The sequence below is a fragment of the Streptomyces sp. NPDC048420 genome, assembly GCF_040651535.1.
GTDB lineage: Bacteria > Actinomycetota > Actinomycetes > Streptomycetales > Streptomycetaceae > Streptomyces.
Window position 1 is genome coordinate 97,751 of the sequence record NZ_JBEZKG010000025.1, and the last position, 22,048, is coordinate 119,798.

Sequence of the window (22,048 nt, forward strand, 5' to 3'; positions counted from 1 at the left end):
CGGTCAGTTCACTCCCCAGCCACCGGAACGGACCGCGCGAACCCGCCGTCCACCATCAGGTTCGCCACCGTCTCCAACTCCGGTGGATTACCGGCCAGTCGGGACAGGAACACGTCGAAGTCGGCGCCGCAGGGCAGCAACAGCCGCCGCACCCGCTCGGCCGGCGCCAGCGCCGCGTCGACGTCGCGCGCGTCGTCGTAGGCGCAGAACCACACCGAACCGATCCCCTCGCCCTTCACCTTGACGGCCAGCAGACCGCCCTGGACGAAGCCGACGCCGAGGTAGTCCTTGGTCAGATGGTCCCGCAGGCACTTGTTGACGTACACGAGGTCGTTGACCGCCGCCTCGTCCCGCACCGTGAAGAACGGCTGGTCGACCAGGAGCCCCAACTCCGCGTCCAGCGCGGCCCCCACCGGTGCCGACCCGCCCGCCGCCTTCAGAAAGGACCGGTACGCGCCCGGCAGCCGGTACCCGAGGTCCTCCTCGACCCCCTGCACCTGCGACTCCGTCACCGCGACAGCGGACTTGGGCAGACCGAAGTGCGCCGGACGGGTCTCCTGCAACGGCCGTGTCCCGCGCTTGTTCTGGTCGACACGTGTCGTCGCGATGCCGCCATGGTGCCGCAGCAGCGCCTTCACCTCGACCGGGACCAGTTCCAGGCGCCGCGAACCCACCACGTGGTGCCACGTCCAGCCGTGCGGGGTCGCCACCGCGGGCACCGTGTCCCACAGCTCGTGGCCGGTCGCCGACAGGGCCGCGTTCGCCGACACGTAGTCCGTCAGCCGCAGTTCGTCGACGCCGAAACCCTCCGGCGGCTCGGCGATCTCGGCGGCGGCACGCGCGTAGGGCGAGAAGTCGGGGTAGCCACGCTCGTCCACCCGCACCCCCCTCGGGTGACGCGCGGCCCGGACCGGATCCGGGAAATGCACGACCTGCCCGGCATAGGCCGCGTTCGGCGGCGCGGCTTGTTGCCCGAGCCGACCTGTCGTCATGGCGAAAGCCCCCTGCGGCGCTCTGGTACGGCGCGCGGCGACCCCCTGGGCAAAGCAGGGCCGCCACGCACCGTATCGACTGTCTCGTCCGTCTCCACGCGTCAACCGCGCGCATCGCGGCGACCACTTGGATCGCGGTGCCGACAGCCTATGCGGTACGACGACACCGGTCACCGGGCGCCGGTCAGCCCCGCCCCGCTTCCGTGACCAGCCGTCACCCCGCTGTGACAGCCCGCCCAAACCCGGGCGTGTCGCGACGCCCCAGCTTCCGCAGGAGCCCCGGCATTTGGCAGTCTGTGACATCCGGGGGGATGCTCGGGAGGGGATGACGATCATGAACACGACGCAGACGGGACCGCGCCAAGGACCGCACACCGGCACCACGACCGGCACGAACGGCCACCCGCACACCGGTGCCGGGGGCGATCCCCGTATCGGCTGGAGCAGCGCCGAGAGACCCCACGCGCCCGCCCTCCGCCACCGCCGCGACGGCATACTGCCCACGATCGCCGCCGCCCTCTCGGTCCGCGGCGCCACCCTCACCTCCACCGCGGCCCGCGGCGATCAGGCCCCGCCGCTGCACCCGCTCGTCCAGGACTTCCTCGACACCCTCGGCAGCGACCGGCGCGACCGCTTCACCGGCCGCTGCGCCGAGACCATGCTCATATCCCGGCACATCGCGGCCGCCGACGAAGCCCGCAGCAAGCGCGCCGCCCGCAAGCCGATGACCAACGGCGAGGCCCGCCGCGCCCTCAAGCAGGCCAAACTCACCGCCCGCCGCATTCGCGAGGACGGCGACCCGCTGCACGGCAGCTTCGCCGCCCCCTGCCGCGCCTGCACCGCCCTCAGCGCCCACTTCGGCGTACGCATCGTCGACCCGGCGGAGAACGGCGGCTGACAGCCCCACACCCCCACCTGAACGACCCGCACGACGGCGCCCCCGCTCACCACGGCACTCACCCATGACCTCGACGAACGCGAAGGGCAGATGCACCCCGACCGCACCGGCACCACCCGCTTCCCCGTCCCCGTCGACGCCGTTCTGCGCGCCGCCGGCTGGCAGCCCGGCCGCTGGGACATAAAACAGGCCGAGATCTGGGCCGACGCCCTGCGCGACCACACCTCGCCCGCCGGACACCGGCACGCCGTGTTCCCCGCGGCCGTCGAGGCCTGGGCCGAGTTCGGCGGACTCCACCTGACCCCCGCCGGCCCCGGCCGCCAGGTCGCCCCCGCCCGCCTCCACCTCGACCCGCTGCACGGCCTCCACATGGCCCGCACCCTCGGCGACCTCGGCCGCGCCCTCGACACCGAGGTCTGCCCCCTCGGCGCCGAGACCGACACCCACGCGCTCCTCGCCATCGACACCGAGGGCCGTGTCTACGTCCTCGACCACACCGGCGACTGGTACCTCGGCCCCGACATCGACCAGGCCCTGGCCGGTCTGGTCTCCGGCATCGAACCGGCCCGCCTCACCGCGAGCTGAGCCCGCAGCGCCCTACGCCGCCGGAATCACCGCCGACACCCGGAATCCCCCCGCCTCCGTCGGCCCCGACACGAACACCCCGCCCAGCGCGGAGACCCGCTCCTTCATCCCCACCAGGCCGTTGCCCCCCGAGGGCAACCGGGCCGAGGTGAGGGAGGACACCTCGGGCGGCGGTTCGTTCTCCACCTGCATCGCGATCTCCGACACCCGGTGCGCGAGGCGTACGTGCGTCTTGGCACCCGCCGCGTGCTTGTGGGCGTTCGTCAACGCCTCCTGCACCACCCGGAACGCCGTCTGCTCGATCTGCGCGGGATACGACCGCACGTCACCCTCGACCGACAGGTCCACCGCCATCCCCGCCTCGGCCGACTGCCCGATCAACGCCTCCAGATCGTCCAGACAGGGCCCGTCGGACTCGTCCACAGCCCGCGAGGCCGCCGCTGCCGCCGCCACCCCCACCGCGACGAGCGGGACCGCCGACCGCTCCCGCCGCCCGAAACCGTCCCCGCTGCGCAGCACGCCGAGCATCTCCCGCAGCTCGGTGAGCGCCTGGCGCCCCATGTCCCCCACCAGGGCCGCGTTCTTCACGGCCTTCTCGGGATCCTTCCGGGCCACGGCCTGCAACGCGGCCGCGTGCACCACCATCAGGCTCACCCGATGCGCGACGACGTCATGCATCTCACGGGCGATCCGCGTCCGCTCCTCGTTCCGCGCCCACTCCGCCCGCTCCTCGGCCCGCTCGGCGAGCAGCTGAAGCTCCCGCTCAAGGTCGTCGGCCCGCTCGCGGAGACTCTCCATGAGCCGCCGCCGCGCCCCCACGTACAGCCCCAGCAGCAGGGGCGGGGCGGTCATGCCGATGGCGGTGGTGATCGACACGAACGGTACGAACCAGTCCCCCAGGTCCAGATCGGCCCGCCCCGGGTCCTGCCGCACCCGCACGAACATCACGATCAGCATCCCGACCAGCGACATCCCCGCCAGCGAGCCGATGATCCGGCGCGGCAACTCGGACGCGGAGAGCGTGTAGAGGCCGACGATGCCCATGAGATAGCCCATCTGGGCGGGCGTGATGGCGATCGACACCAGCACCACGGCGATCGGCCACTTCCGCCGGATCAACAGCGTGGATCCGGCCAACACCCCGAACACGATCCCCGCCGCCATCGGGATCCCGGCGTCCTCCGCGAACCGGATCCCCTCGAACGCACACTCCACCGCGGACGCCGAAGCCAGCCCTGCGTCCAGCGCCGCACTACGCCACCGCACCCACCACCACGGCCCCGTCTGAGCCTCGGTGGTGTCTTCCCCCGTCGTGGTCATGCCTCCAGCCTACGTTCGGCAGTGCGAGGTTTTCCGGTGCATTTCGACGACTGGCCTACACCACATTGAGTGACCGATCGACCACGAAACGACCCGATTCGTGATTTACGGGCAGTCAGGGCGGCGATGTGCACCGTCGCATGGAGGGCGCCTGGTACGGCATAGTAGGAGCCGCCACTCGGCGACCTGACTGAATGTCCGGTTCAGCCGGAGCCATTCCCCCGTGGTGTAATTGGCAGCACCGTGGCTTTTGGTGCCATTTGTCCGGGTTCGAGTCCTGGCGGGGGAGCCACGCTCTGTTCGGGCCCTGACAGCACTGTCGGGGCCCGCTCCCATGTCCGCCATGAAACGCCCCGGTATCCTGCGGGTGTCACCCCACCCCCTCCACAGCCGAAGGGCATCCCGTGAGCGCCATTCGCCCGGCAGCCGTCGTCGTTCTCGCAGCGGGTGAGGGCACCCGTATGAAGTCGGCCACACCCAAGGTCCTGCACGAGATCTGCGGCCGCAGTCTCGTCGGGCATGTGCTCGCCGCCGCCCGTGAGCTGGACCCCGAGAACCTCGTCGTCGTCGTGGGACACGCGCGCGAGAAGGTCGTCGCCCATCTCGCCGGTACCGACGCCGACGTACGAACCGCCGTGCAGGCCCAGCAGAACGGCACCGGGCACGCCGTACGGATGGCGCTGGAGGAGCTCGGCGGCGGTGTCGACGGGACCGTCGTGGTGGTGTGCGGGGACACCCCCCTGCTGACCGGCGAGACGCTCAACGCCCTTGCCGCCACGCACTCCACGGACGGCAACGCGGTCACCGTGCTGACCGCGCAGATGCCGGACGCGACCGGGTACGGGCGGATCGTGCGGGACGAGACCTCGGGTGCCGTGACCGCGATCGTGGAGCACAAGGACGCGAGCGAGACGCAGCGGGCGATCCGGGAGATCAACTCCGGTGTGTTCGCCTTCGACGGGCAGCTCCTCGCCGACGCGCTGAAGAAGGTGCGTACGGACAACAGCCAGGGTGAGGAGTACCTGACCGACGTGCTCGGGATCCTGCGGGAAGCCGGTCACCGGGTGGGCGCCTCCGTCGCCGCCGACCACCGCGAGATCGCCGGCATCAACAACCGGGTGCAGCTCTCCGAGGCGCGGCGGATCCTCAACGACCGGCTGCTGACCGCCGCCATGCTCTCCGGTGTCACCGTCATCGACCCGGCCACCACGTGGGTCGACGTGACCGTCACCTTCGGCCAGGACGCCGTCGTCCACCCGGGCACACAGCTGCACGGTGCCACGCACATCGGCGAGGGCGCCGAGGTCGGCCCCAACAGCCGGCTGACGGACACCGTCGTCGACGCGGGCGCCCGGGTCGACAACACCGTCTCCTATAGCTCCCACATCGGCGCCGGCGCGAGCGTGGGGCCGTTCGCCTACCTGCGTCCCGGCACCTGCCTGGGCGCCAAGGGCAAGATCGGCACGTACGTCGAGACGAAGAACGCCTCCATCGGGGAGGGGACGAAGATCCCGCACCTCTCCTATGTCGGGGACGCGACCATCGGTGAGTACACCAACATCGGGGCCGCCAGCGTGTTCGTGAACTACGACGGGCAGGACAAGCACCACACGACCGTCGGGTCGCATTGCCGTACGGGTTCGGACAACATGTTTGTGGCGCCTGTCACGGTCGGGGACGGTGCGTACACCGCCGCAGGGTCGGTGATCACGAAGGATGTGCCGCCCGGTTCGCTGGCCGTGGCCCGTGGCCAGCAGCGGAATATCGAGGGCTGGGTGGCCCGGAAGCGTCCGGGGAGCGCGGCGGCGAAGGCCGCGGAAGCGGCCTCTGGCCAGCATGAGCGCGAGAGCTGACCGGAAACAGGTGCGCCGAAGTCGTCGTACCGTGATAAGTGCACACCCCGCTGTAGACACCTCTGAGGAGACAGCTGTGACCGGGATCAAGACGACCGGCGAGAAGAAGATGATGTTCTTCTCCGGCCGCGCCCACCCCGAGCTTGCCGAGGAGGTCGCCCAGCAGCTGGGGGTCGGGGTCGTCCCGACCAAGGCCTTCGACTTCGCCAACGGCGAGATCTACGTCCGCTACCAGGAGTCGGCGCGCGGTGCGGACTGCTTCGTGATCCAGAGCCACACGGCTCCGATCAACCAGTGGATCATGGAGCAGCTCATCATGATCGACGCGCTGAAGAGGGCTTCGGCGCGCTCCATCACGGTCATCGTGCCGTTCTACGGTTACGCGCGGCAGGACAAGAAGCACCGCGGCCGTGAACCGATCTCGGCGCGGCTGATCGCGGACCTGATGAAGACGGCCGGTGCGGACCGCATCCTGACGGTCGATCTGCACACCGACCAGATCCAGGGCTTCTTCGACGGGCCCGTCGACCACCTGTTCGCGCTTCCGCTGCTCGCGGACTACGTGGGCCGGAAGGTGGACCGGAACAAGCTGACGGTCGTGTCCCCGGACGCGGGCCGGGTGCGGGTCGCGGACCGCTGGTGCGACCGGCTGGGTGCGCCGCTGGCCATCGTGCACAAGCGGCGTGACAAGGACGTGGCGAACCAGGTGACCGTCCACGAGGTGGTCGGTGAGGTCAAGGGCCGGGTGTGTGTCCTGGTCGACGACATGATCGACACCGGTGGCACGATCTGCGCCGCGGCGGACGCGCTGTTCGCACACGGCGCCGAGGACGTCATCGTGACGGCGACACACGGTGTGCTGTCGGGTCCGGCGGCGGACCGGCTGAAGAACTCCCGGGTGAGCGAGTTCGTGTTCACGAACACGCTGCCGACGCCGGGTGAGCTCGGCCGGGACCTGGACAAGCTGACGGTCCTGTCGATCGCGCCGACGATCGCGAGCGCGGTGCGTGAGGTGTTCGAGGACGGCTCGGTGACCAGCCTCTTCGACGAGCAGTAAGCGCGCCGGTACGCCGTAAAACGCTTCTGCATGATCGATTTTCCTACGGCCTTCCGCGCCGAGTAGACTGCCCCAGTTGCTCGGCGAGGGAGGCCGTATCCATGGATGCGGCGCTCCGTTATCGACGCGCTCTTCGTAGCAGGCCGTTCGTGGCCGGGTGACCTCCCCCACTCTCGACTCCGCTCGAGCGGGGGGACCCCCATCGCCACCAGTTCTACGAGGAGTGATCCGCATGTCCGAGGTCAAGATCTCCGCTCAGACCCGTTCCGAGTTCGGCAAGGGTGCCGCCCGCCGCATCCGCCGTGACTCCAAGGTTCCCGGTGTTCTGTACGGTCACGGTTCCGACCCCATCCACCTGACCCTCCCGGGCCACGAGCTGCTGCTCGCGCTGCGTACGTCGAACGTCCTGATCTCCCTGGACATCGACGGCAAGACCAACGAGCTGGCGATCCCGAAGTCCGTGCAGCGTGACCCGATCAAGGGCTTCCTGGAGCACGTCGACCTGCAGCTGGTCAAGCGCGGCGAGCAGGTCAACGTCGAGATCTACGTCCACACCGAGGGTGACCTGGCCCCGGGTGCCTTCCTGCTGGAGCACGTCCTGAACGCGCTTCCGGTCGAGGCCGAGGCCACGCACATCCCCGAGTCCGTCACCGTCTCCATCGAGGGTCTGACGGCCGGCGACTCGGTCCTCGCCAAGGACATCCCGCTGCCGAAGGGCACCAAGCTGGCTGTCGACGAGGACACCGTCGTCCTGCAGGTCCTGGCCGCGCAGGCCGAGGAGTCCGAGGGCGAGGCCGCCGAGGGCGACGAGGCCGCGGAGGCCTGAGCCCGAGCGCTCGCCGTATAAGCTCCAGCCGCTGCCCCCTCGGGGGGCGGCGGCTGTTGCACGTGAGGAGAGATGGACGTGACCACCCCCACCAACGCCCCCTGGCTGATCGTCGGCCTCGGCAACCCGGGGCCCGAGTACGCCGGCAACCGGCACAACGTGGGTTTCATGGTGGCCGATCTGCTGGCCGAGCGGGTCGGGGGCCGGTTCAAGCGGGCCGGGAAGGCGCAGGCGCAGGTCGTGGAGGGGCGGATCGGTCCGCCCGGCCCGGCGAACCGGCGGGTGATCCTGGCGAAGCCCATGTCGTTCATGAACCTCTCCGGCGGGCCGGTGAACGCCCTCAAGGGCTTCTACAAGGTGCCGGTGGCGAACATCGTGGCGATCCATGACGAGCTGGACATCGACTACGGCGTCCTGCGGCTGAAGCTGGGCGGCGGGGACAACGGTCACAACGGGCTGAAGTCGATGACCAAGGCGTTCGGGCCGGACTACCACCGGGTGCGGTTCGGGATCGGGCGCCCTCCGGGCCGTATGCAGGTCGCGGACTTCGTGCTGAAGGACTTCGCGTCGAGTGAGCGCAAGGAGCTCGACTACTTCGTGGACCGGGCCGCCGACGCGGCGGAGGCGCTGGTGATCGAGGGTCTTGAGCGGGCGCAGGGCACGTACAACTCCTGACCCGCATTGACTTCGGGCAATCCCATGGCCAATGATCCCGGCCATGCCTGCCACCGCCACCGCCGCCGCCTCCCGTCGAGCCGCCCGCCAGACGTCGACCGCCGCGCTGCGGTTCGGGCGGTTCGCGTCGATGGGCACGATCGCGCTGGTGATCCTGATCGCCGGGGTGTGGGCGTCCTGGGGCAACGCCCAGTACGTGATGCTCACCAAGGGGCGCGAGCGCGGGACGATCGAGGTCGCGCGGTGCGCTGAGGACGTGTGCAGCGGGCCCTACACACCGTTGTCGCACGGGTCCGAGGCGCGGGACCGGGCCGTGATCGAGAAGACGGTGGCGGTGCACAAGGGGCAGACCTACACGGTCGTGGTCAAGCCCGGTACCGATGACGTCGTACGGTCCGGACCGGCCGGAGTGCTCTACTCCTGGGTGCCGATGGGCGGGGCGCTGCTGCTCGCGTCGGTGGTCGTGGCGGGCGGTCTGCGCCGGACGCGGCTCGGGTGGGTGCTGGCGGGGTCGGGGATCGCACTGCTCACCGCCGCTTTCGTGACCGTCTGACGGCTTTCGCCGTTCTCCGGTTCTGTGGAGAACGGGACTGTTGTCAGTTTGTGATTGACCAGAGGTCAGTGATGGCTGGATGCTGAGCCGCCCCCTCCACATCTTCCCGTTTCACTCTCGAAGATGGATTACTGCCCCATGCGCACCCTCACCCGCTTCGGCGTCCTGTCCGCCGTGGCCTCGGCGGCCTTCCTGGTCGCCCCCGCCGCCCACGCCACCCCTCCCGGTGACAACGGGACCGTGAAGATCCACGACGCCACCACCGGCGAAGAACTCCGCAAGAACGAGCCGCACGTCTGCACCTTCTACCTGGACGCCTTCGGCTTCGACGCCGTCCAGGAGGTCGACTGGCACATCGAGGCCTGGGCGCCGACGGCCGACGTCAAGGGCGAGACCGTGAAGTCCGGCGAGATCACGCTGGACGCCGACGGTCACGGCCGTACGGACGACCTGTCGCTGCCCGACGGGCACTACAAGCTGTTCTGGAACTTCGAGGGCGAGAACTCCCAGGCCGCCAAGCACAAGGTGTTCTGGACGGACTGCTCGGAGGAGGAAGGCGGCGGCGGTACGGCCACGCCGACCGCGTCGGCCTCCGGCACCCCGGGGTCGGGTGAGTCCGGCTCCCCCGGCGCCGACCCCAGCACCGACCCCAGCGAGTCCACCGAGGCCGGGGCTTCCCCGTCGGCCTCTTCCTCCGCGTCCGCGCAGGGCTCCGCCGGTGACCTCGCCGAGACCGGCAACGGCGCTCCCGTCGGTCTGCTCGCGGGTGTCGCCGCGGGGCTGATGGCGGCGGGCGGCTACCTCGTGGTCAGGCGGCGCCGGGCCTGACGTAGAAGCGAAAGGCGGTGCCCCTGAGACTCAGGGGCACCGCTTCTTTCTGCCCGAAGGCCCGAACGTCAGCCGGTGTTGCGCAGACCGGCGGCGACGCCGTTGACCGTGAGCAGCAGGGCGCGGGCGAGCAGCGGGTCGGCGGGCTCGCCGGCGGCGGCCGCGTCGCGCTGGCGCTTGAGCAGGGTCACCTGGAGGTAGGAGATCGGGTCCAGGTAGGCGTCGCGGATGGCGAAGGTCTGCTTCAACACCGGGGTGGCGTCGAGGAGTTCCGCCTCGCCGGTGATCTTCAGGACCTCGCGGACGGTGAGCTCGTGCTCGGCCTCGATGTCGGCGAAGACGTGCTGGAGCTCGGCGGGGACGAGGGTCTCGACGTAGTGGCGGGCGATGCGCAGGTCGGTCTTCGCGAGCGTCATCTCGACGTTGGAGATGAAGTTCCGGAAGAAGTGCCACTGCTCGTGCATCTCGTCGAGCACGGTGTCCAGGCCCGCCTCGCGCAGGGCCTTGAGGCCTGAGCCGACGCCGAACCAGCCCGGGACGATCTGCCGGGACTGGGTCCAGCCGAACACCCACGGGATGGCGCGCAGTCCGTCGAGGGAGACGCCCGAGCCGGGGCGGCGGGAGGGCCGTGAGCCGAGGTGCAGGTCGGCGAGCTGGTCCACCGGCGTGGAGGCGAGGAAGTACGTCGGCAGGTCCGGGTCCTCGACGAGCCTGCGGTACGCGGCGTGCGCGGCGTCCGAGACGACGTCCATCGCCGCGTCCCAGCGGGCCAGCGCCTCGTCGGACTGGCGGGGGGCGGTGTGCAGGGCGGACGCCTGGAGCGTGGCCGCGACCGTGAGTTCCAGGTTCTCGCGGGCCAGCGAGGGCACGAGGTACTTGTCGGAGATGACCTCGCCCTGCTCGGTCACCTTGATCTCACCCTCCAGGGTGCCCCAGGGCTGGGCGAGGATCGCGTCGTGCGAGGGGCCGCCACCGCGGCCGACGGTGCCGCCGCGGCCGTGGAAGAGTCGCAGCCGTACGCCGTAGCGGTGGGCGACGTCGCGCAGGCGTCGCTGGGCGCGGTGGATCTCCCACTGGCTGGTGGTGATGCCGCCGAACTTCGAGGAGTCGGAGTAACCGAGCATGACCTCCTGGACGTCCCCGCGCAGGGCCACGAGCCTGCGGTACGACGGGTCGGAGAGCATCTCCTCCAGGATGGTGTCGGCGGCCTTGAGCTCGTCCGTGGTCTCCAGGAGCGGCACGATGCCGATCTTCGCCCAGCCGGCGTGCAGGTCGAGCAGGCCGGCCTCGCGGGCCAGGACGGCCGCCGCGAAGACGTCGTCGGCGCCCTGGCACATCGAGATGATGTACGACTCGATGACCTCGGGTCCGAAGACCTCCAGGGCCCGCTTCACGGTCTGGAACACGCCGAGGGTCTTCTCGCCGGCCGCGTCCACCGGCGCCGGGGTCGGTGCGAGGGGCCTGCGGGAGCGGAGCTCCTTCGCCAGCAGCTTGGCCCGGTACTCGCGGGGCATGTCGATGTAGCGCCAGGACTCCTCGCCCAGGCGGTCGAAGAGCTGGCCGAGGGCGTGGTGGTGGGCGTCGGCGTGCTCGCGGACGTCCATGGTGGCGAGCTGGAGGCCGAAGGCGGACAGGGTGCGGATGGTGCGGTCCATCCGGCCGTCGGCGAAGAGGCCGCCGCGGTGCTCGCGCAGGGAGGTCTGGATGAGCGTGAGGTCCCTGAGCAGCTCGCTGGTGCCGAGGTAGTCGCGGCCGTCCTCGTGCGGGATGCCCCTGGCCAGGCGCTGCTTGGTGTTCTCCAGCTTCTGCCGGATGCAGGTGGCCTTGAGCCGGTAGGGCTCCTCGGAGTTCAGCCGCTTGTAGCGCGGGCTGATCTCGGGCAGCCGCTCCAGGTCGACGCGCAGGGACTCCAGGAGTTCCTCGGTGGCGCCGGTGTAGCGGATGGAGTTCGACAGGAAGCCGCGCAGCTCGTCGATGAGCTCCAGGGCGTCGTTGATGCCGTGCTCGTGCTGGAGGATCAGGACGTCCCAGGTCACCTGGGGGGTGACGTTGGGGTTGCCGTCGCGGTCGCCGCCGATCCAGGTGCCGAAGGTGAGGGGGCGGGTGGCGTCGGGGAGCCTGACGCCGACGCGCTCCAGCTCGGCGGTGAGGTCCTCCAGGACGTCTCCGACGGCGTTCGCATGCAGCTCGTCGAGGTAGTAGATGGCGTTGCGGGCCTCGTCGGCGGGCTCGGGGCGCACGACCCGCAGCTCGTCGGTCTGCCAGACGAGGTCGATGTTCTCGGCCAGACGGGTGTCGTAGCGGCGCCGGTCCGTCTCGATGACCGGTGTCTCCAGGAGCGCGGCGATCCTGCGCAGCTTGTTCAGCACCGAGCGGCGGGCGGCCTCGGTCGGGTGGGCGGTGAAGACCGGGCGGACGTTGAGGTTGGCGACGGTCTGGCGCAGGTGCTCGGGGTCGGCGTCCTTGAGGCGGTCGGCCGTACGGGCGAGGAGACCGCCCTCGGCGGCCCGGCGGGCCCGCAGCTCACGGCCACGGTGCACCTGCTCGGTGACATTGGCCAGGTGGAAGTAGGTGGAGAAGGCGCGCACCAGCTTGGCGGCGGTCTCCAGTTCGGTGCCGCGCAGCAGCTCGGCGGCGGCCTCGCCGTCCTCACGGGTGAGGCGGCGCACCTTCTCGACGAGTTCCAGCAGCTCGGGGCCCTCCTGGCGGACGAGGGTCTCGCCCAGGAGGTCACCCAGCCGGCGGATGTCGGCGCGCAGCTCACTACTGGTCGACGTGGCGCTCGTAGTCAGGTCGTCGGCACTGCTCACAGGTGCGGCTCCTTGCAGTGTTGAAGCTCGTCCGGGAGGGAACCCGGAGGTCGGTCGTGCGGCAGCCGCCGCATACGGGCCGGACATCCGGGAAGAAATCAGAGCGGACCGCGCTGTCCGACCGACTCCAAGGATAGGTGTCGATGCGGACGCGCAGACTTTTGGGCTCTTGCCGTGAGACGGCGACGCACTGCCATACTTACGACGCCGTAGGTTACGGAACCGTAGGGTCCGCTGTAACGGAACCCGGGAAGGATTCCCGCAGCCCGGCACCTGTTCCCAACCCTCGAAACCCCACAGGGGACGCCCATGACCACGAGCTCCGATGTGATCGAAGACGCCCCGAAGGCGCCCGACAACCCCACTCCCTCGGCAACCCTCGGCGGCGACAGCAAGGGGTCCGTTGAGCAGCTGGCCCTTCTCCTCTTCATCGTCGTCCCCTTCCTGGCCCTCCTCGCGGCGGTACCGCTGGCCTGGGGCTGGGGCGTGAGCTGGCTGGACCTGGGTCTGCTGGTCTTCTTCTACTACCTGGGCTGTCACGGTGTGACGATCGGCTTCCACCGCTACTTCACCCACGGTTCCTTCAAGGCCAAACGGCCGCTGCGGATCGCGCTGGCGCTCGCCGGTTCGATGGCGGTCGAGGGCCCGCTGGTCCGCTGGGTCGCCGACCACCGAAAGCACCACAAGTTCTCCGACGCCGAGGGTGACCCCCACTCGCCGTGGCGTTTCGGCGAGACGCTGCCCGCGCTGATGAAGGGCCTGTGGTGGGCGCACATCGGCTGGATGTTCGACGAGGAGCGGACCCCGCAGGACAAGTACGCGCCGGATCTGATCAAGGACCCGGCGATCCGGGCGATCTCCCGTCAGTTCATCTACTGGACGATGCTGTCGCTGGCCCTGCCGGCGCTGATCGGCGGCCTGGTGACGATGTCCTGGTGGGGCGCGTTCACCGGCTTCTTCTGGGGCTCCCTGGTCCGCGTCTGCCTGCTGCACCACGTGACCTGGTCGATCAACTCGATCTGTCACGCGGTCGGCAAGCGGCCCTTCAAGTCGCGGGACCGCTCGGGCAACGTGTGGTGGCTGGCCGTGCTGTCCTGCGGTGAGTCCTGGCACAACCTGCACCACGCCGACCCGACCTCGGCGCGGCACGGGGTGATGCGGGGCCAGGTGGACTCCTCTGCTCGGATCATCCGCTGGTTCGAGATGCTCGGCTGGGCGTACGACGTGCGCTGGCCGTCACGCTCGCGTATCGATTCGCGCCGGAACACGGACGGGGACGGCTCCCGGCGCAAGAAGGTGGCCGCCGAGGCGGCATGATGGACGCCGTGGCGACCGACTCCAGCAGTACCCCGAGCAACGAAGCGAAGCCGCGGCGCGTCCGGCGTACCCGGATGACGGGGGCCGAGCGCCGCGCGCAGCTTCTGGAGATCGGTCGCACGCTGTTCGCGTCGAAGGGCTTCGAGGCCACGTCGGTGGAGGAGATCGCCGCGAAGGCGGGCGTCTCCAAGCCGGTGGTGTACGAGCACTTCGGCGGCAAGGAGGGCCTGTACGCGGTGGTGGTGGACCGCGAGATGCGGCGCCTGCTGGACATGGTGACGAGTTCCCTGACCGCCGGTCACCCCCGCGAACTGTGCGAACAGGCGGCGTTCGCCCTCCTGGACTACATCGAGGAGTACACGGACGGCTTCCGCATCCTCGTCCGCGACTCCCCCATCCCCCAGTCCACGGGCTCCTTCGCCTCGCTGATCTCCGACATCGCGACCCAGGTGGAGGACATCCTGGGCCGCGAGTTCAAGCGCCGCGGCTTCGACCCGAAGCTGGCCCCCCTCTACGCCCAGGCCCTGGTCGGCATGGTCGCCCTGACCGGCCAGTGGTGGCTGGACGTACGCCGTCCGAAGAAGGCGGAGGTGGCGGCCCACCTGGTGAACCTGGCGTGGCACGGCCTGGACGGCCTGGAGGCGAAGCCGCGCCTGATAGGGCGCCGGAAGAGCTAGGGCCTGTCCGGCGGATCATGCCGGCGGCGCGGGGTCTGGCACGCACATCTGCCGCGTTTTCGGCGGTGGCCCCGCGCCCCGGCAGGGACGCGGGGTCACCCGCTGTGTGCGCCCCCTCGAACGGGTCAGCGCACCACGGTTCCGAACGCGACGCCCGCCGCGGGCAGCCCGTCCGAACCCGGCGCGAGCACGGCGACCGTCTCCGTACCGGCGGCGAGGACGTTGCCCCACGGCACCACGTAGGCCGACCCGAACGACCCGGCCTTCGGCATCCCGATGTACAGGTGCGTACCCGTGGTGTGCAGGGAAGAGCCCATGTTGGCCGACGCCACGGGTGCACCCGGAACCCCGTAACGGCCGGGCTCGACGGGACGGTCGTTCGCGCCGGGCGCGCCCACCGGGCTGAACACGTACACGGAGCCCGCGTCCGCGGCCGTCCCCAGGTCCTCGCCGGGGATACCGACGGCGATCAGCGTGTTCGTGGCCGAGGCCACCGCACCCGGCGCCGCGGCCACCGCGGACACCTGCTCGCCGAACCGGTCCCCCGCCTCCGTCGACCCGGCCACGTCGGCGACGTCCTGGTGGAGATCGGGAAGTTCCGTGACCGTGCCCGCCGGGGTGACGCGCAGCACGATCACCCGGCCGCCGTCGGCCCGGGTGTCGAAGTCCTCCCCGGGGATGCCGATGGCGAGCACCGAGTCCGTCGGGGCCGTGGCCGAGGAGGCCGTGGCCCGGTAGGGCACCATCGCGACGGCCGCGCCGAGCTTGTCACTGGTCTCCGACGCGCCGCTGATGTCGGGCCCGGTGACGTCCTGGTCGATGCCCCTGAGGGGGGTGGGGAGGCCGTCGGCGTTGATGGTGTGGGTGAACAGCTGCACGGTGCCCGCGTCACCCTTGTCGCCGATGTTCTCGAACGGCGTGCCGATCGCGATGTGCGTCGGTGAGGCGGCGACGGTGGTGCCGTACCGGTCGCTGGTCTCGGCGTCACCGGGGACGCCGGGCTTGGGCTGGCTGATCGCGGCGTTGACGCTGCCGCGCACATAGAAGCTGTTGCCCGCGTCGGCGACGCCGTCGAGGTCCTCGCCGGGGGCGCCGATCACGAGGACGGGGTCGCCCGCGGTGGTGACGCTCGCGGCGAGCGCGTGGCCGAAGCGGTCACCGGCCTCGGAGGCGGACGCCCCGATCGCGCCGGAGCCCTCGCCCTGCTGGAACCGCACCTCGGCGGGGCCCTTGGCGAGGCCGTCCGCGGAGCCGTGGATCACCTGGACGACACCGGCGTCGGCGGCGCCGTCCAGGTCTTCTGCCGGGGTGGCGACGACAAGGTCGGTGTAGCCGTCGAGGTTGTGGTCGACGGTGGCCAGCGCAGAGCCGAACTGGTCGCCCTCCTCCACTCCGCCGCTGACAGCCGCGGTGTTCTGGGAGAGCTCCTGGGTGCCCTTGCCGCCGCCGAGGACGACGCGGACGAGGCCGGCGGTCTTGACGCCCGCGACGGTGGCCTGGGGGTCGGCGACGGCGGTGTCGCGGACGCCGTCACCGTTGAAATCGACGATGCGGGCGGCCTGGACCCGGGTGGTGACCCAGTCGCGGATGTCGTCGAGTCGGGTGGCGAGGGCGCCGGTGCGGGTCTCCGTGGAGTTGTAGCAACCGCCCTGCCAGGAACGGCTGTTGACACCGGCGAGCTGAGGGCTGCCGTTGACCGTGCGGAACAGGGGGCCGCCGGTGTCGCCGGCGCAGATCGCGTCTGCGCCCTTGCCGGTGACGGCGAGGGTCTCCACGCCGACGGTGTCGACGGAGAAGTCGCCCTGGTGCATGCGCAGGGGCGCCCACTCGGTGGCGGTACGGCCGTATCCGGTGCTGAGGAGGGACTCGCCGGTGACCGGCATGCCGGCGGCGACCGCGGCCGGGGTGATGTCGGTGACCGGTCGGTTCAGCCGGGCGAGGACCAGGTCGCGGTCGGTGCGCGGGGCGAGTTCGACGACCGTGCGGGACTGGCCGGTGGTGGCGGTGGTGTCGGTGCGGCCGATGACCGCCCTGGTGGCCTGGGCGGGCTTGCCGGCACGGATCTGGAAGCTGCCGGACGGGTCGTCGGCGAAGCAGCTCGCGGCGGTCAGCACCCAGTAGGGGTCGACCAGGGCACCGGAGCAGCGGCGGGCGCCGTCACCGATGTCGATGCGGGCGGTGAAGGCGTATGTGCCGTCGGCGGCGGGGTCGCCCACGACGGCGTGAGCGGCGGGCGCGAGGCCGGTGACGCCGAGCGCGACGGACGCGACGAGCAGGGCGCCGGTGAGCGCCGTACGGGGTCTGTGGTGGGCCACGGTGAGGTTGTCCCTTGTGAGTGGGGTGCGCGGAGAGGTGTCAGCCGGTGACGCGGAGTTCGAGCAGGATGGTGGGGGCGCCGCCGACGCCCTCGCCGACGCCCTTGAACTCGCCCTTGGCGACGTCGACGGTCTGGGTCTGGCCCTCGGCGCTCAGCTCGGCGCGGACGGCGCGGGCCTCGGTGGCGAGGGCGTACACCTCGGGGACCTCCAGGGTGAGCCAGCCGGTGGCGGCGGTGGAGCGGAAGCAGAACTTGCCGTCGCCGCTCTCCCGGGTCCAGACCTCGATCTGGTTGGTGGCTGCCGCGTCGCAGGTGGCGAGGGTGACGCGGCCGTCACCGCGCTTGAGGGTGATGCCCTGCTCGGCGAGGATCTTGGCGGCTCCGGGGTAGGTGAAGTCCTCCACGGCGACCGGCGGGACGTCGTCGGCCGCGGCCTGGACGGCGGCGGGCGGGGCGGCGACGGCGTAGGCGGCCGCACCGACGAGGACCGCGGCACCGGCGAGACCGGCGCCCAGCAGTCTGCGGGTTCTGGATATCACAGAGATTTCCTTCCGGCGAATGCGTGGAATAGAGCGCAGCAGGAATGGACCGAGCGGCTTTTCCATGGCAGCGAAAAGCACAACTCGGACATGGTGAAAGAAAAGGAAAAGAAAAGTGATGTGCGTCACTCGCCATCGAGAGCGAACGACGAAAGCCCCCTCGAACCCCTCCGGCTGCCTGGACAGCCGCCTCCCCGTTGCGGAAAGCGAACATAACAAAGCACAGAGCAAAAACAAAACGTTCACAAAGTGCAGGCAAAGCGTATGCTCTCCCGGTCGAGATCCGACCCCCGGCCAGGGGAACGGCCGGGAAGCGGAAGGTTGCTTCTCAATTGAGAAATAGACTGCTCGGCAGGGGGAGACGGCTGACCACGGCCGTGGGTCTCTCCCTGCTGCCCGCCCTGTTGGCAGGGCTCCTGTCCGCCGCGCCCGCCGCGGCCGTCGACGACCCCGTCGAACCCGAGCCGACCGGCCTGGAGCACATCCCGCCCACCGACCGCGGCAAGGTCGTCGAACTGTGGAAGACCGGTGGCCCGGGGGTGCGCGCGGCCGCCGAGGCCGCGCTGACCGGCAGCGACACGGACGTACGCCGGTTCCTGGACCAGGAGCGGACGGTCGCACAGCTCAGCGACGACCGGGTCGCCACCGTGCAGATCCTGTCCATGGGCGGGCGCGCGGTCCGCGAGGCCGCCCAGACCGCCCTCGCGGGCACGTCCGAGCAGCTGACGGCGTTCCTGAAGGACGGCTGGAAGCAGCCACTCGCGGAGGACCAGCGGGTCGAGGCCGCGCGCGTCGTGGCCTTCGGCGGCCGTGAGGTGCAGGCCAAGGGCCGGGCGGCACTGGACGGCACCATCGAGGACGTCCGGGCCTTCCTGAACGAGGGACAGTACGCGGCCCGCGACAGCGACGACCGCGTGGCCGTCGTGCAGATCATCAGCACCGGCGGCCAGGCCACCCGGGAGGCGGGCCGGGCGGCGCTGAACGGCACGATGGACGACGTACGGGAGTTCCTCGCCGTCGGCCAGCACATCGCCCGCGCCCGTGACCAGGAACAGGCCACCATCACCCAGCTCGCGGAGCAGGCGGCGGAGGCCGGCCGCCAGGCCGCCGAGGAGACCGAGGCAGCCAAGGCCGCCTCGGAGAAGGCGATCGCGGCGACCAAGCTCGCCAAGGAGGCCGCCGAGAAGGCCGCGCAGGAGACCGAGGCCGCCAAGGACGACGCCCAGCGGGCCTCCAGCGCCGCCGGCCGGGCGGCCGACGCTGCCCGGGGCGCGGCCCGCGCCGCCGAGCAGGCCATCGCCTCCGCGCGCGCCGCCAACACCTCGGCGCGCATCGCCGCGAACGCCGCCGCCCAGGCGGCCTCGGCCGCCGCCGCTGCCGCGCAGGCCGCAGCCGGCGCGCGCTCGGCCGCGGCGGACGCGGCGACCGACGCGACCAAGGCGGACGCCGCCAACCAGGCCGCCCAGAAGGCCCGGGACGCGGCCAAGGGCGCGAAGAAGGCCGCCGAGGCGGCGAACTACGCGGGCACGGCGGCCACCGAGGCGGGCAAGGCGGCCAAGGCCGCCATCAGCGCCGGAGCCAACGCGGACGCGGCGGCGGCAGCGGCGACGGCCGCGAGCGGATACGCGAACGTGTCGGACGCCGAGGCCCAGCGGGCCCGGGACGCCGCCGCCGACGCGCGCCGGCACGCGGCGAACGCGACCGCCGCCGCGCGCACCGCCGAGTCGCTGGCCGCCCGTTCGGCGCAGGCCGCCTACGAGGCGCGGGACGCGGCGAACTCGGCCGCGGAGCACGCCGAGAAGGCGGCGACCGCCGCCGAGGAGGCCGCCAAGCACGCGGGCGAGGCCGCCAAGGCCGCCGAGGAGTCCACCAAGCACGCCAACGCCGCCACCGAGGCCGCGAACGTGGCGACGGCGGCCGTGGCCAAGGCCCGCACCACGTTCGACCTGGCCCGTGAGGTGGAGAAGGCCGAACTGGCCGCCCGCAGCGCGCAGTCGACGGCCCGCGCGGAGTACCTGAAGCGGCTGACCGAGGAACGCGAGACACGCGAGCGTGCCGAGGCCGAGGAGGCCAGGACCAAGGACGCCGAAGCCGCCGCCCTCGCCGTGGAGGCCGCCGCGCCCGGCGTGGACGTGGCCGAGGCCGCCGCGAAGGGCCGCCGTGTGGCACTGCACATCGCGGACACGCGTGGCCCGTGGAGCGTGACGGCCGCCGAGGTCGCGCTGTCGTCCCCGGACACGGAGGTCGTGGGGTACCTGCGGACGGAGCTGAAGCAGGCGCAGGAGCAGGACGAGCGCGGCCGGGTGGACCAGCTGGCCACCGCCTCGGACTCCGCGGGCGTACGCACGGCCGCCGAGACGGCGCTGGACGGCGACACCGCCGCGATCCACGCGTTCCTGACGACCGGCCAGCACAAGGCCGCGGCGAACGACTACCGCGTCGAGATCACCAAGCTCCTCGACGGCGCCGGCCCCGACGTCAGGAAGGACGGGCAGGCCGCCCTCGACTCCGGCTCCACCGACCGTATGCGGGAGTTCCTGACCACGGGCTACTTCACCGCCCGGACCACCGACGAGCGCGTACGGGCCGTGCAGCTGAAGGAGAGCGGCGGGCCCGAGCTGTCGGCGGCCGCCGAGGTCGCGCTGGCCGGACCGCCGGACGTGCTGCATGCGTTCATCCAGGTCGGGCAGTACTCCGCGCTGCGCGCCGACCGGCTGACGGCCACCCATGTCGCTCGGGTGCAGGGGCTGATCGCGGGCGCGGCCCGGACGGCGTGGACCGCCCAGGAGAACGCGGCCCTCGCCCAGAAGGTCGCCGCCGACGCGCGCAAGGCGGCCGAGCAGGCCGCCGTGTACGCCCAGCAGGCGAAGGACTCGGCCGCGCAGGCCGAGGTGTACGCGGATCAGGCGCGCGATTCGGCCGAGGCGGCCGAGAAGTCCGCGGCGGACGCGGCAGCCTCGGCCCGGACGGCCCGTGCCGCCGAGGCGGACGCCCACGCGGCGGCCCGCCAGGCTTCCAACTCCGCGGCGCAGGCCACGGCTTCGGCGGCCGCGGCGCAGGGCTCGGCCGGTGCCGCGTGGCAGGCGGCGGGCGAGGCGCGGGCATCGGCCAACGCGGCCGGGAAGTCGGCGGAGGAGGCGCAGAAGGCGTACACGGAGGCGATCGTCGCAACGGCGGTCAAGATCTGGGAGGAGGCCGAGGCCAAGCGCAAGGACGAGGAGTTCCGCAAGGACAAGGCGGAGGCTCAGGCCCTGGAGGACGCGCTGGCCGACCTGGCGGCCGAGGAGGAGGGCGACTGGTGGGACTACGTCTCCGGCGCCGGGCACCTCATCCTGGACGCCGCCGGCGTGGTCCCCGGCTTCGGTGAGGCCTTCGACCTGATCAACTGCGGCTGGTACGGGGCCGAGGGCGACGCCCTCAACTCCTCCCTGTCGTGCGCCGCGGCGATCCCGATCGTCGGGTGGGGCGCGACCGCGGGCAAGTGGGGCAAGACCGGCATGGCGGCGGCCGAGGCGTTCGCGAAGACGATGCGCGCCGAGGGGAAGATCCCGCACATCTGGACCGCGAACCCGCGCCGGGGCCTGTCGAACGCCCAGAACGCGGCGACGCACTGGGGCAAGCACAAGGCGGAGTTCCCCGAACTGTCCTCGTTGTCGGAGTACGTCGAACTCGCCCACCGCTACAGCGCGCTCGGCCGCAACGCGATCAAGAACGGCCAGGCAGTGCCCGGTTACCGCATCTACCAGCAGGGCGGCGGATCCGTCGCGGTCTTCGACGAGGCGAGGGGGGCGTGGTCGGCCTTCACCCCGGACGGGATCCCGCAGACCATGTACAAGCCGCGCCCGTACGACGCGGCGACCAACCCCAACGGTTATCGGGGCACGCTGGAAGACTGGCTGCGGGAACCCGGACGTGGAACGGAGCTCAGGTAGATGCAGGTGAAGGACACCGGACAGCCGGCGAAGGACCTGTCGGAGACGGTCTGCCGGGTCTGCGGCCGCGACGACGGCTCGCTCCTGTGGGACCGCCACGGCGTGCCGCAGTACGTGATCTGCGACTGCTGCGGCATCGAGTCGGGTCTCGGCGACGACCATCTGTCCAAGGTCCGTGAGACCCGGGGCTACTGGGTGGCCCAGGGAGCCCCCTGGGACGTACCGGAGCACCGCCCCGCGGGCTGGAACGTCCTGGAACAGCTGTCCGCCATCCCGCCCGAGTGGCGCTGAGCGCTCTTTCGGCACGAAGGAGATCGGCCCCATGCCGTCTGAACAGGAACTGCCGCTTCCGCCCGGCCCGGAGTGGGAAACCGTCTGCCGCGTCTGCGGTTACGACGACGGCGCAGAGCCCTTCTGGGAAGCGGGCTGGCCCAATGAGGGCGCCATCTGTCCGTGCTGCGACAACGAGCCCAGCATGAACGATGTCAGTGTGATGGCGCTGCGGGAACTCCGCGGCTACTGGCTCGGCCTGGGCGCCCCCTGGCGGTCGCCCGGCTCCCGCCCGAAGAACTGGGACATCCTGGAGCAGGTGAAGCACATCCCGGCCGAGTGGCGCTGACTCGTCACCGGCCCGTACGACGACGGCCCGTGCACCCAGGGGTGCACGGGCCGCTGCATTGGCGTGACCGTCAGTGCTTGAAGGTGTCCTTGGTCTTCTCCTTGGCCTGGCGCGCGTCGCCCTTGGACTGCTCCATGCGGCCCTCGGCCTCCATGCGCTCGTTGCCGACCGCACGGCCCATGGCCTCCTTGGCCTTGCCCTTGGCCTTTTCCTTCTTGGCCTTGCCCTTCTGGTCCTTTGCCACCGGTCT

The 22,048-nt window shown here is 71.2% G+C and carries 19 protein-coding genes and 1 tRNA gene; 14 read left to right on the plus strand and 6 right to left on the minus strand.

Translation table 11 applies throughout. The features are described 5' to 3' along the window. Positions 1 to 8 precede the first annotated feature (8 nt). On the minus strand, positions 9 to 992 hold the full coding sequence (locus tag AB0D34_RS37090; protein ID WP_362669971.1) for an SMI1/KNR4 family protein: 984 nt from the start codon (positions 990 to 992) through the stop codon (positions 9 to 11). Positions 993 to 1,317: 325 nt separating this feature from the next. Here AB0D34_RS37090 and AB0D34_RS37095 point away from each other — a divergent pair, with 325 nt between their 5' ends. Together AB0D34_RS37095 and AB0D34_RS37100 are read left to right on the plus strand one after the other, a co-directional pair. Further along, positions 1,318 to 1,890 carry a YwqJ-related putative deaminase gene (locus AB0D34_RS37095; protein ID WP_362669974.1) on the plus strand — a complete coding sequence of 191 codons (573 nt, stop codon included), beginning with the start codon at positions 1,318 to 1,320 and terminating at the stop codon, positions 1,888 to 1,890. A gap of 90 nt (positions 1,891 to 1,980) precedes the next feature. Then, the gene (locus AB0D34_RS37100; protein WP_362669976.1) at positions 1,981 to 2,475 is read left to right on the plus strand and encodes an SUKH-3 domain-containing protein; all 495 of its coding nucleotides are present in this window, start codon (positions 1,981 to 1,983) and stop codon (positions 2,473 to 2,475) included. 12 nt (positions 2,476 to 2,487) lie between these two features. On the opposite strand, the gene AB0D34_RS37105 is transcribed toward AB0D34_RS37100, so the two are convergent. Beyond that, entirely contained in the window at positions 2,488 to 3,795 is a 1,308-nt protein-coding gene (locus tag AB0D34_RS37105; protein ID WP_362669979.1) for a histidine kinase, read from the minus strand. 217 nt (positions 3,796 to 4,012) lie between these two features. Here AB0D34_RS37105 and AB0D34_RS37110 point away from each other — a divergent pair. From AB0D34_RS37110 to AB0D34_RS37140, 7 genes are all read left to right on the plus strand, one after another. Further along, positions 4,013 to 4,087 (plus strand) — tRNA-Gln (locus AB0D34_RS37110). 112 nt (positions 4,088 to 4,199) lie between these two features. Further along, positions 4,200 to 5,648 (plus strand): bifunctional UDP-N-acetylglucosamine diphosphorylase/glucosamine-1-phosphate N-acetyltransferase GlmU, encoded by a 1,449-nt coding sequence (glmU, locus tag AB0D34_RS37115; protein ID WP_362669982.1) that lies wholly within the window; start codon positions 4,200 to 4,202, stop codon positions 5,646 to 5,648. A 76-nt stretch (positions 5,649 to 5,724) separates the two neighbouring features. Next, the gene (locus AB0D34_RS37120) at positions 5,725 to 6,705 is read left to right on the plus strand and encodes a ribose-phosphate diphosphokinase (RefSeq protein WP_123989805.1); all 981 of its coding nucleotides are present in this window, start codon (positions 5,725 to 5,727) and stop codon (positions 6,703 to 6,705) included. 232 nt (positions 6,706 to 6,937) lie between these two features. Continuing rightward, positions 6,938 to 7,531 carry a 50S ribosomal protein L25/general stress protein Ctc gene (locus AB0D34_RS37125; RefSeq protein ID WP_362669984.1) on the plus strand — a complete coding sequence of 198 codons (594 nt, stop codon included), beginning with the start codon at positions 6,938 to 6,940 and terminating at the stop codon, positions 7,529 to 7,531. Between the two features lie 72 nt (positions 7,532 to 7,603). Continuing rightward, a complete protein-coding gene (pth, locus tag AB0D34_RS37130) occupies positions 7,604 to 8,206 on the plus strand; it encodes an aminoacyl-tRNA hydrolase (RefSeq protein WP_362669987.1) in 603 nt (200 codons plus the stop codon). A gap of 43 nt (positions 8,207 to 8,249) precedes the next feature. Further along, positions 8,250 to 8,759 (plus strand): hypothetical protein, encoded by a 510-nt coding sequence (locus AB0D34_RS37135; protein WP_362669988.1) that lies wholly within the window; start codon positions 8,250 to 8,252, stop codon positions 8,757 to 8,759. Positions 8,760 to 8,897: 138 nt separating this feature from the next. Next, positions 8,898 to 9,587 carry an LPXTG cell wall anchor domain-containing protein gene (locus tag AB0D34_RS37140; RefSeq protein WP_362669991.1) on the plus strand — a complete coding sequence of 230 codons (690 nt, stop codon included), beginning with the start codon at positions 8,898 to 8,900 and terminating at the stop codon, positions 9,585 to 9,587. 68 nt (positions 9,588 to 9,655) lie between these two features. Here AB0D34_RS37140 and ppc read toward each other — a convergent pair whose 3' ends face one another. Further along, positions 9,656 to 12,397 carry a phosphoenolpyruvate carboxylase gene (gene ppc / locus AB0D34_RS37145; protein WP_362669994.1) on the minus strand — a complete coding sequence of 914 codons (2,742 nt, stop codon included), beginning with the start codon at positions 12,395 to 12,397 and terminating at the stop codon, positions 9,656 to 9,658. 309 nt (positions 12,398 to 12,706) lie between these two features. On the opposite strand from ppc, the gene AB0D34_RS37150 reads away from it, so the two are divergent. Both AB0D34_RS37150 and AB0D34_RS37155 read left to right on the plus strand, forming a co-directional pair. Further along, positions 12,707 to 13,714, plus strand: a complete 1,008-nt coding sequence (locus AB0D34_RS37150) for a fatty acid desaturase (protein WP_362669996.1) — start codon at positions 12,707 to 12,709, stop codon at positions 13,712 to 13,714. Continuing rightward, entirely contained in the window at positions 13,711 to 14,391 is a 681-nt protein-coding gene (locus tag AB0D34_RS37155) for a TetR/AcrR family transcriptional regulator (RefSeq protein ID WP_362669999.1), read from the plus strand. The genes AB0D34_RS37150 and AB0D34_RS37155 overlap by 4 nt, the downstream gene beginning before the upstream one ends. 125 nt (positions 14,392 to 14,516) lie before the next feature. On the opposite strand, the gene AB0D34_RS37160 is transcribed toward AB0D34_RS37155, so the two are convergent. Further along, a complete protein-coding gene (locus AB0D34_RS37160) occupies positions 14,517 to 16,706 on the minus strand; it encodes a trypsin-like serine protease (protein WP_362670002.1) in 2,190 nt (729 codons plus the stop codon). A 40-nt stretch (positions 16,707 to 16,746) separates the two neighbouring features. After that, entirely contained in the window at positions 16,747 to 17,247 is a 501-nt protein-coding gene (locus AB0D34_RS37165) for a hypothetical protein (protein ID WP_362670004.1), read from the minus strand. A 332-nt stretch (positions 17,248 to 17,579) separates the two neighbouring features. On the opposite strand from AB0D34_RS37165, the gene AB0D34_RS37170 reads away from it, so the two are divergent. The 3 genes from AB0D34_RS37170 to AB0D34_RS37180 are packed head-to-tail and all read left to right on the plus strand — an operon-like array spanning position 17,580 to position 21,798. After that, the gene (locus AB0D34_RS37170) at positions 17,580 to 21,179 is read left to right on the plus strand and encodes a hypothetical protein (RefSeq protein ID WP_362670006.1); all 3,600 of its coding nucleotides are present in this window, start codon (positions 17,580 to 17,582) and stop codon (positions 21,177 to 21,179) included. After that, complete coding sequence (locus AB0D34_RS37175) at positions 21,180 to 21,470, plus strand: hypothetical protein (RefSeq protein WP_362670009.1); 291 nt, start codon at positions 21,180 to 21,182, stop codon at positions 21,468 to 21,470. Positions 21,471 to 21,501: 31 nt separating this feature from the next. After that, on the plus strand, positions 21,502 to 21,798 hold the full coding sequence (locus AB0D34_RS37180; protein WP_362670011.1) for a hypothetical protein: 297 nt from the start codon (positions 21,502 to 21,504) through the stop codon (positions 21,796 to 21,798). 70 nt (positions 21,799 to 21,868) lie between these two features. On the opposite strand, the gene AB0D34_RS37185 is transcribed toward AB0D34_RS37180, so the two are convergent. Further along, the gene (locus AB0D34_RS37185; protein WP_362670014.1) at positions 21,869 to 22,042 is read right to left on the minus strand and encodes a CsbD family protein; all 174 of its coding nucleotides are present in this window, start codon (positions 22,040 to 22,042) and stop codon (positions 21,869 to 21,871) included. Positions 22,043 to 22,048: the final 6 nt, after the last annotated feature.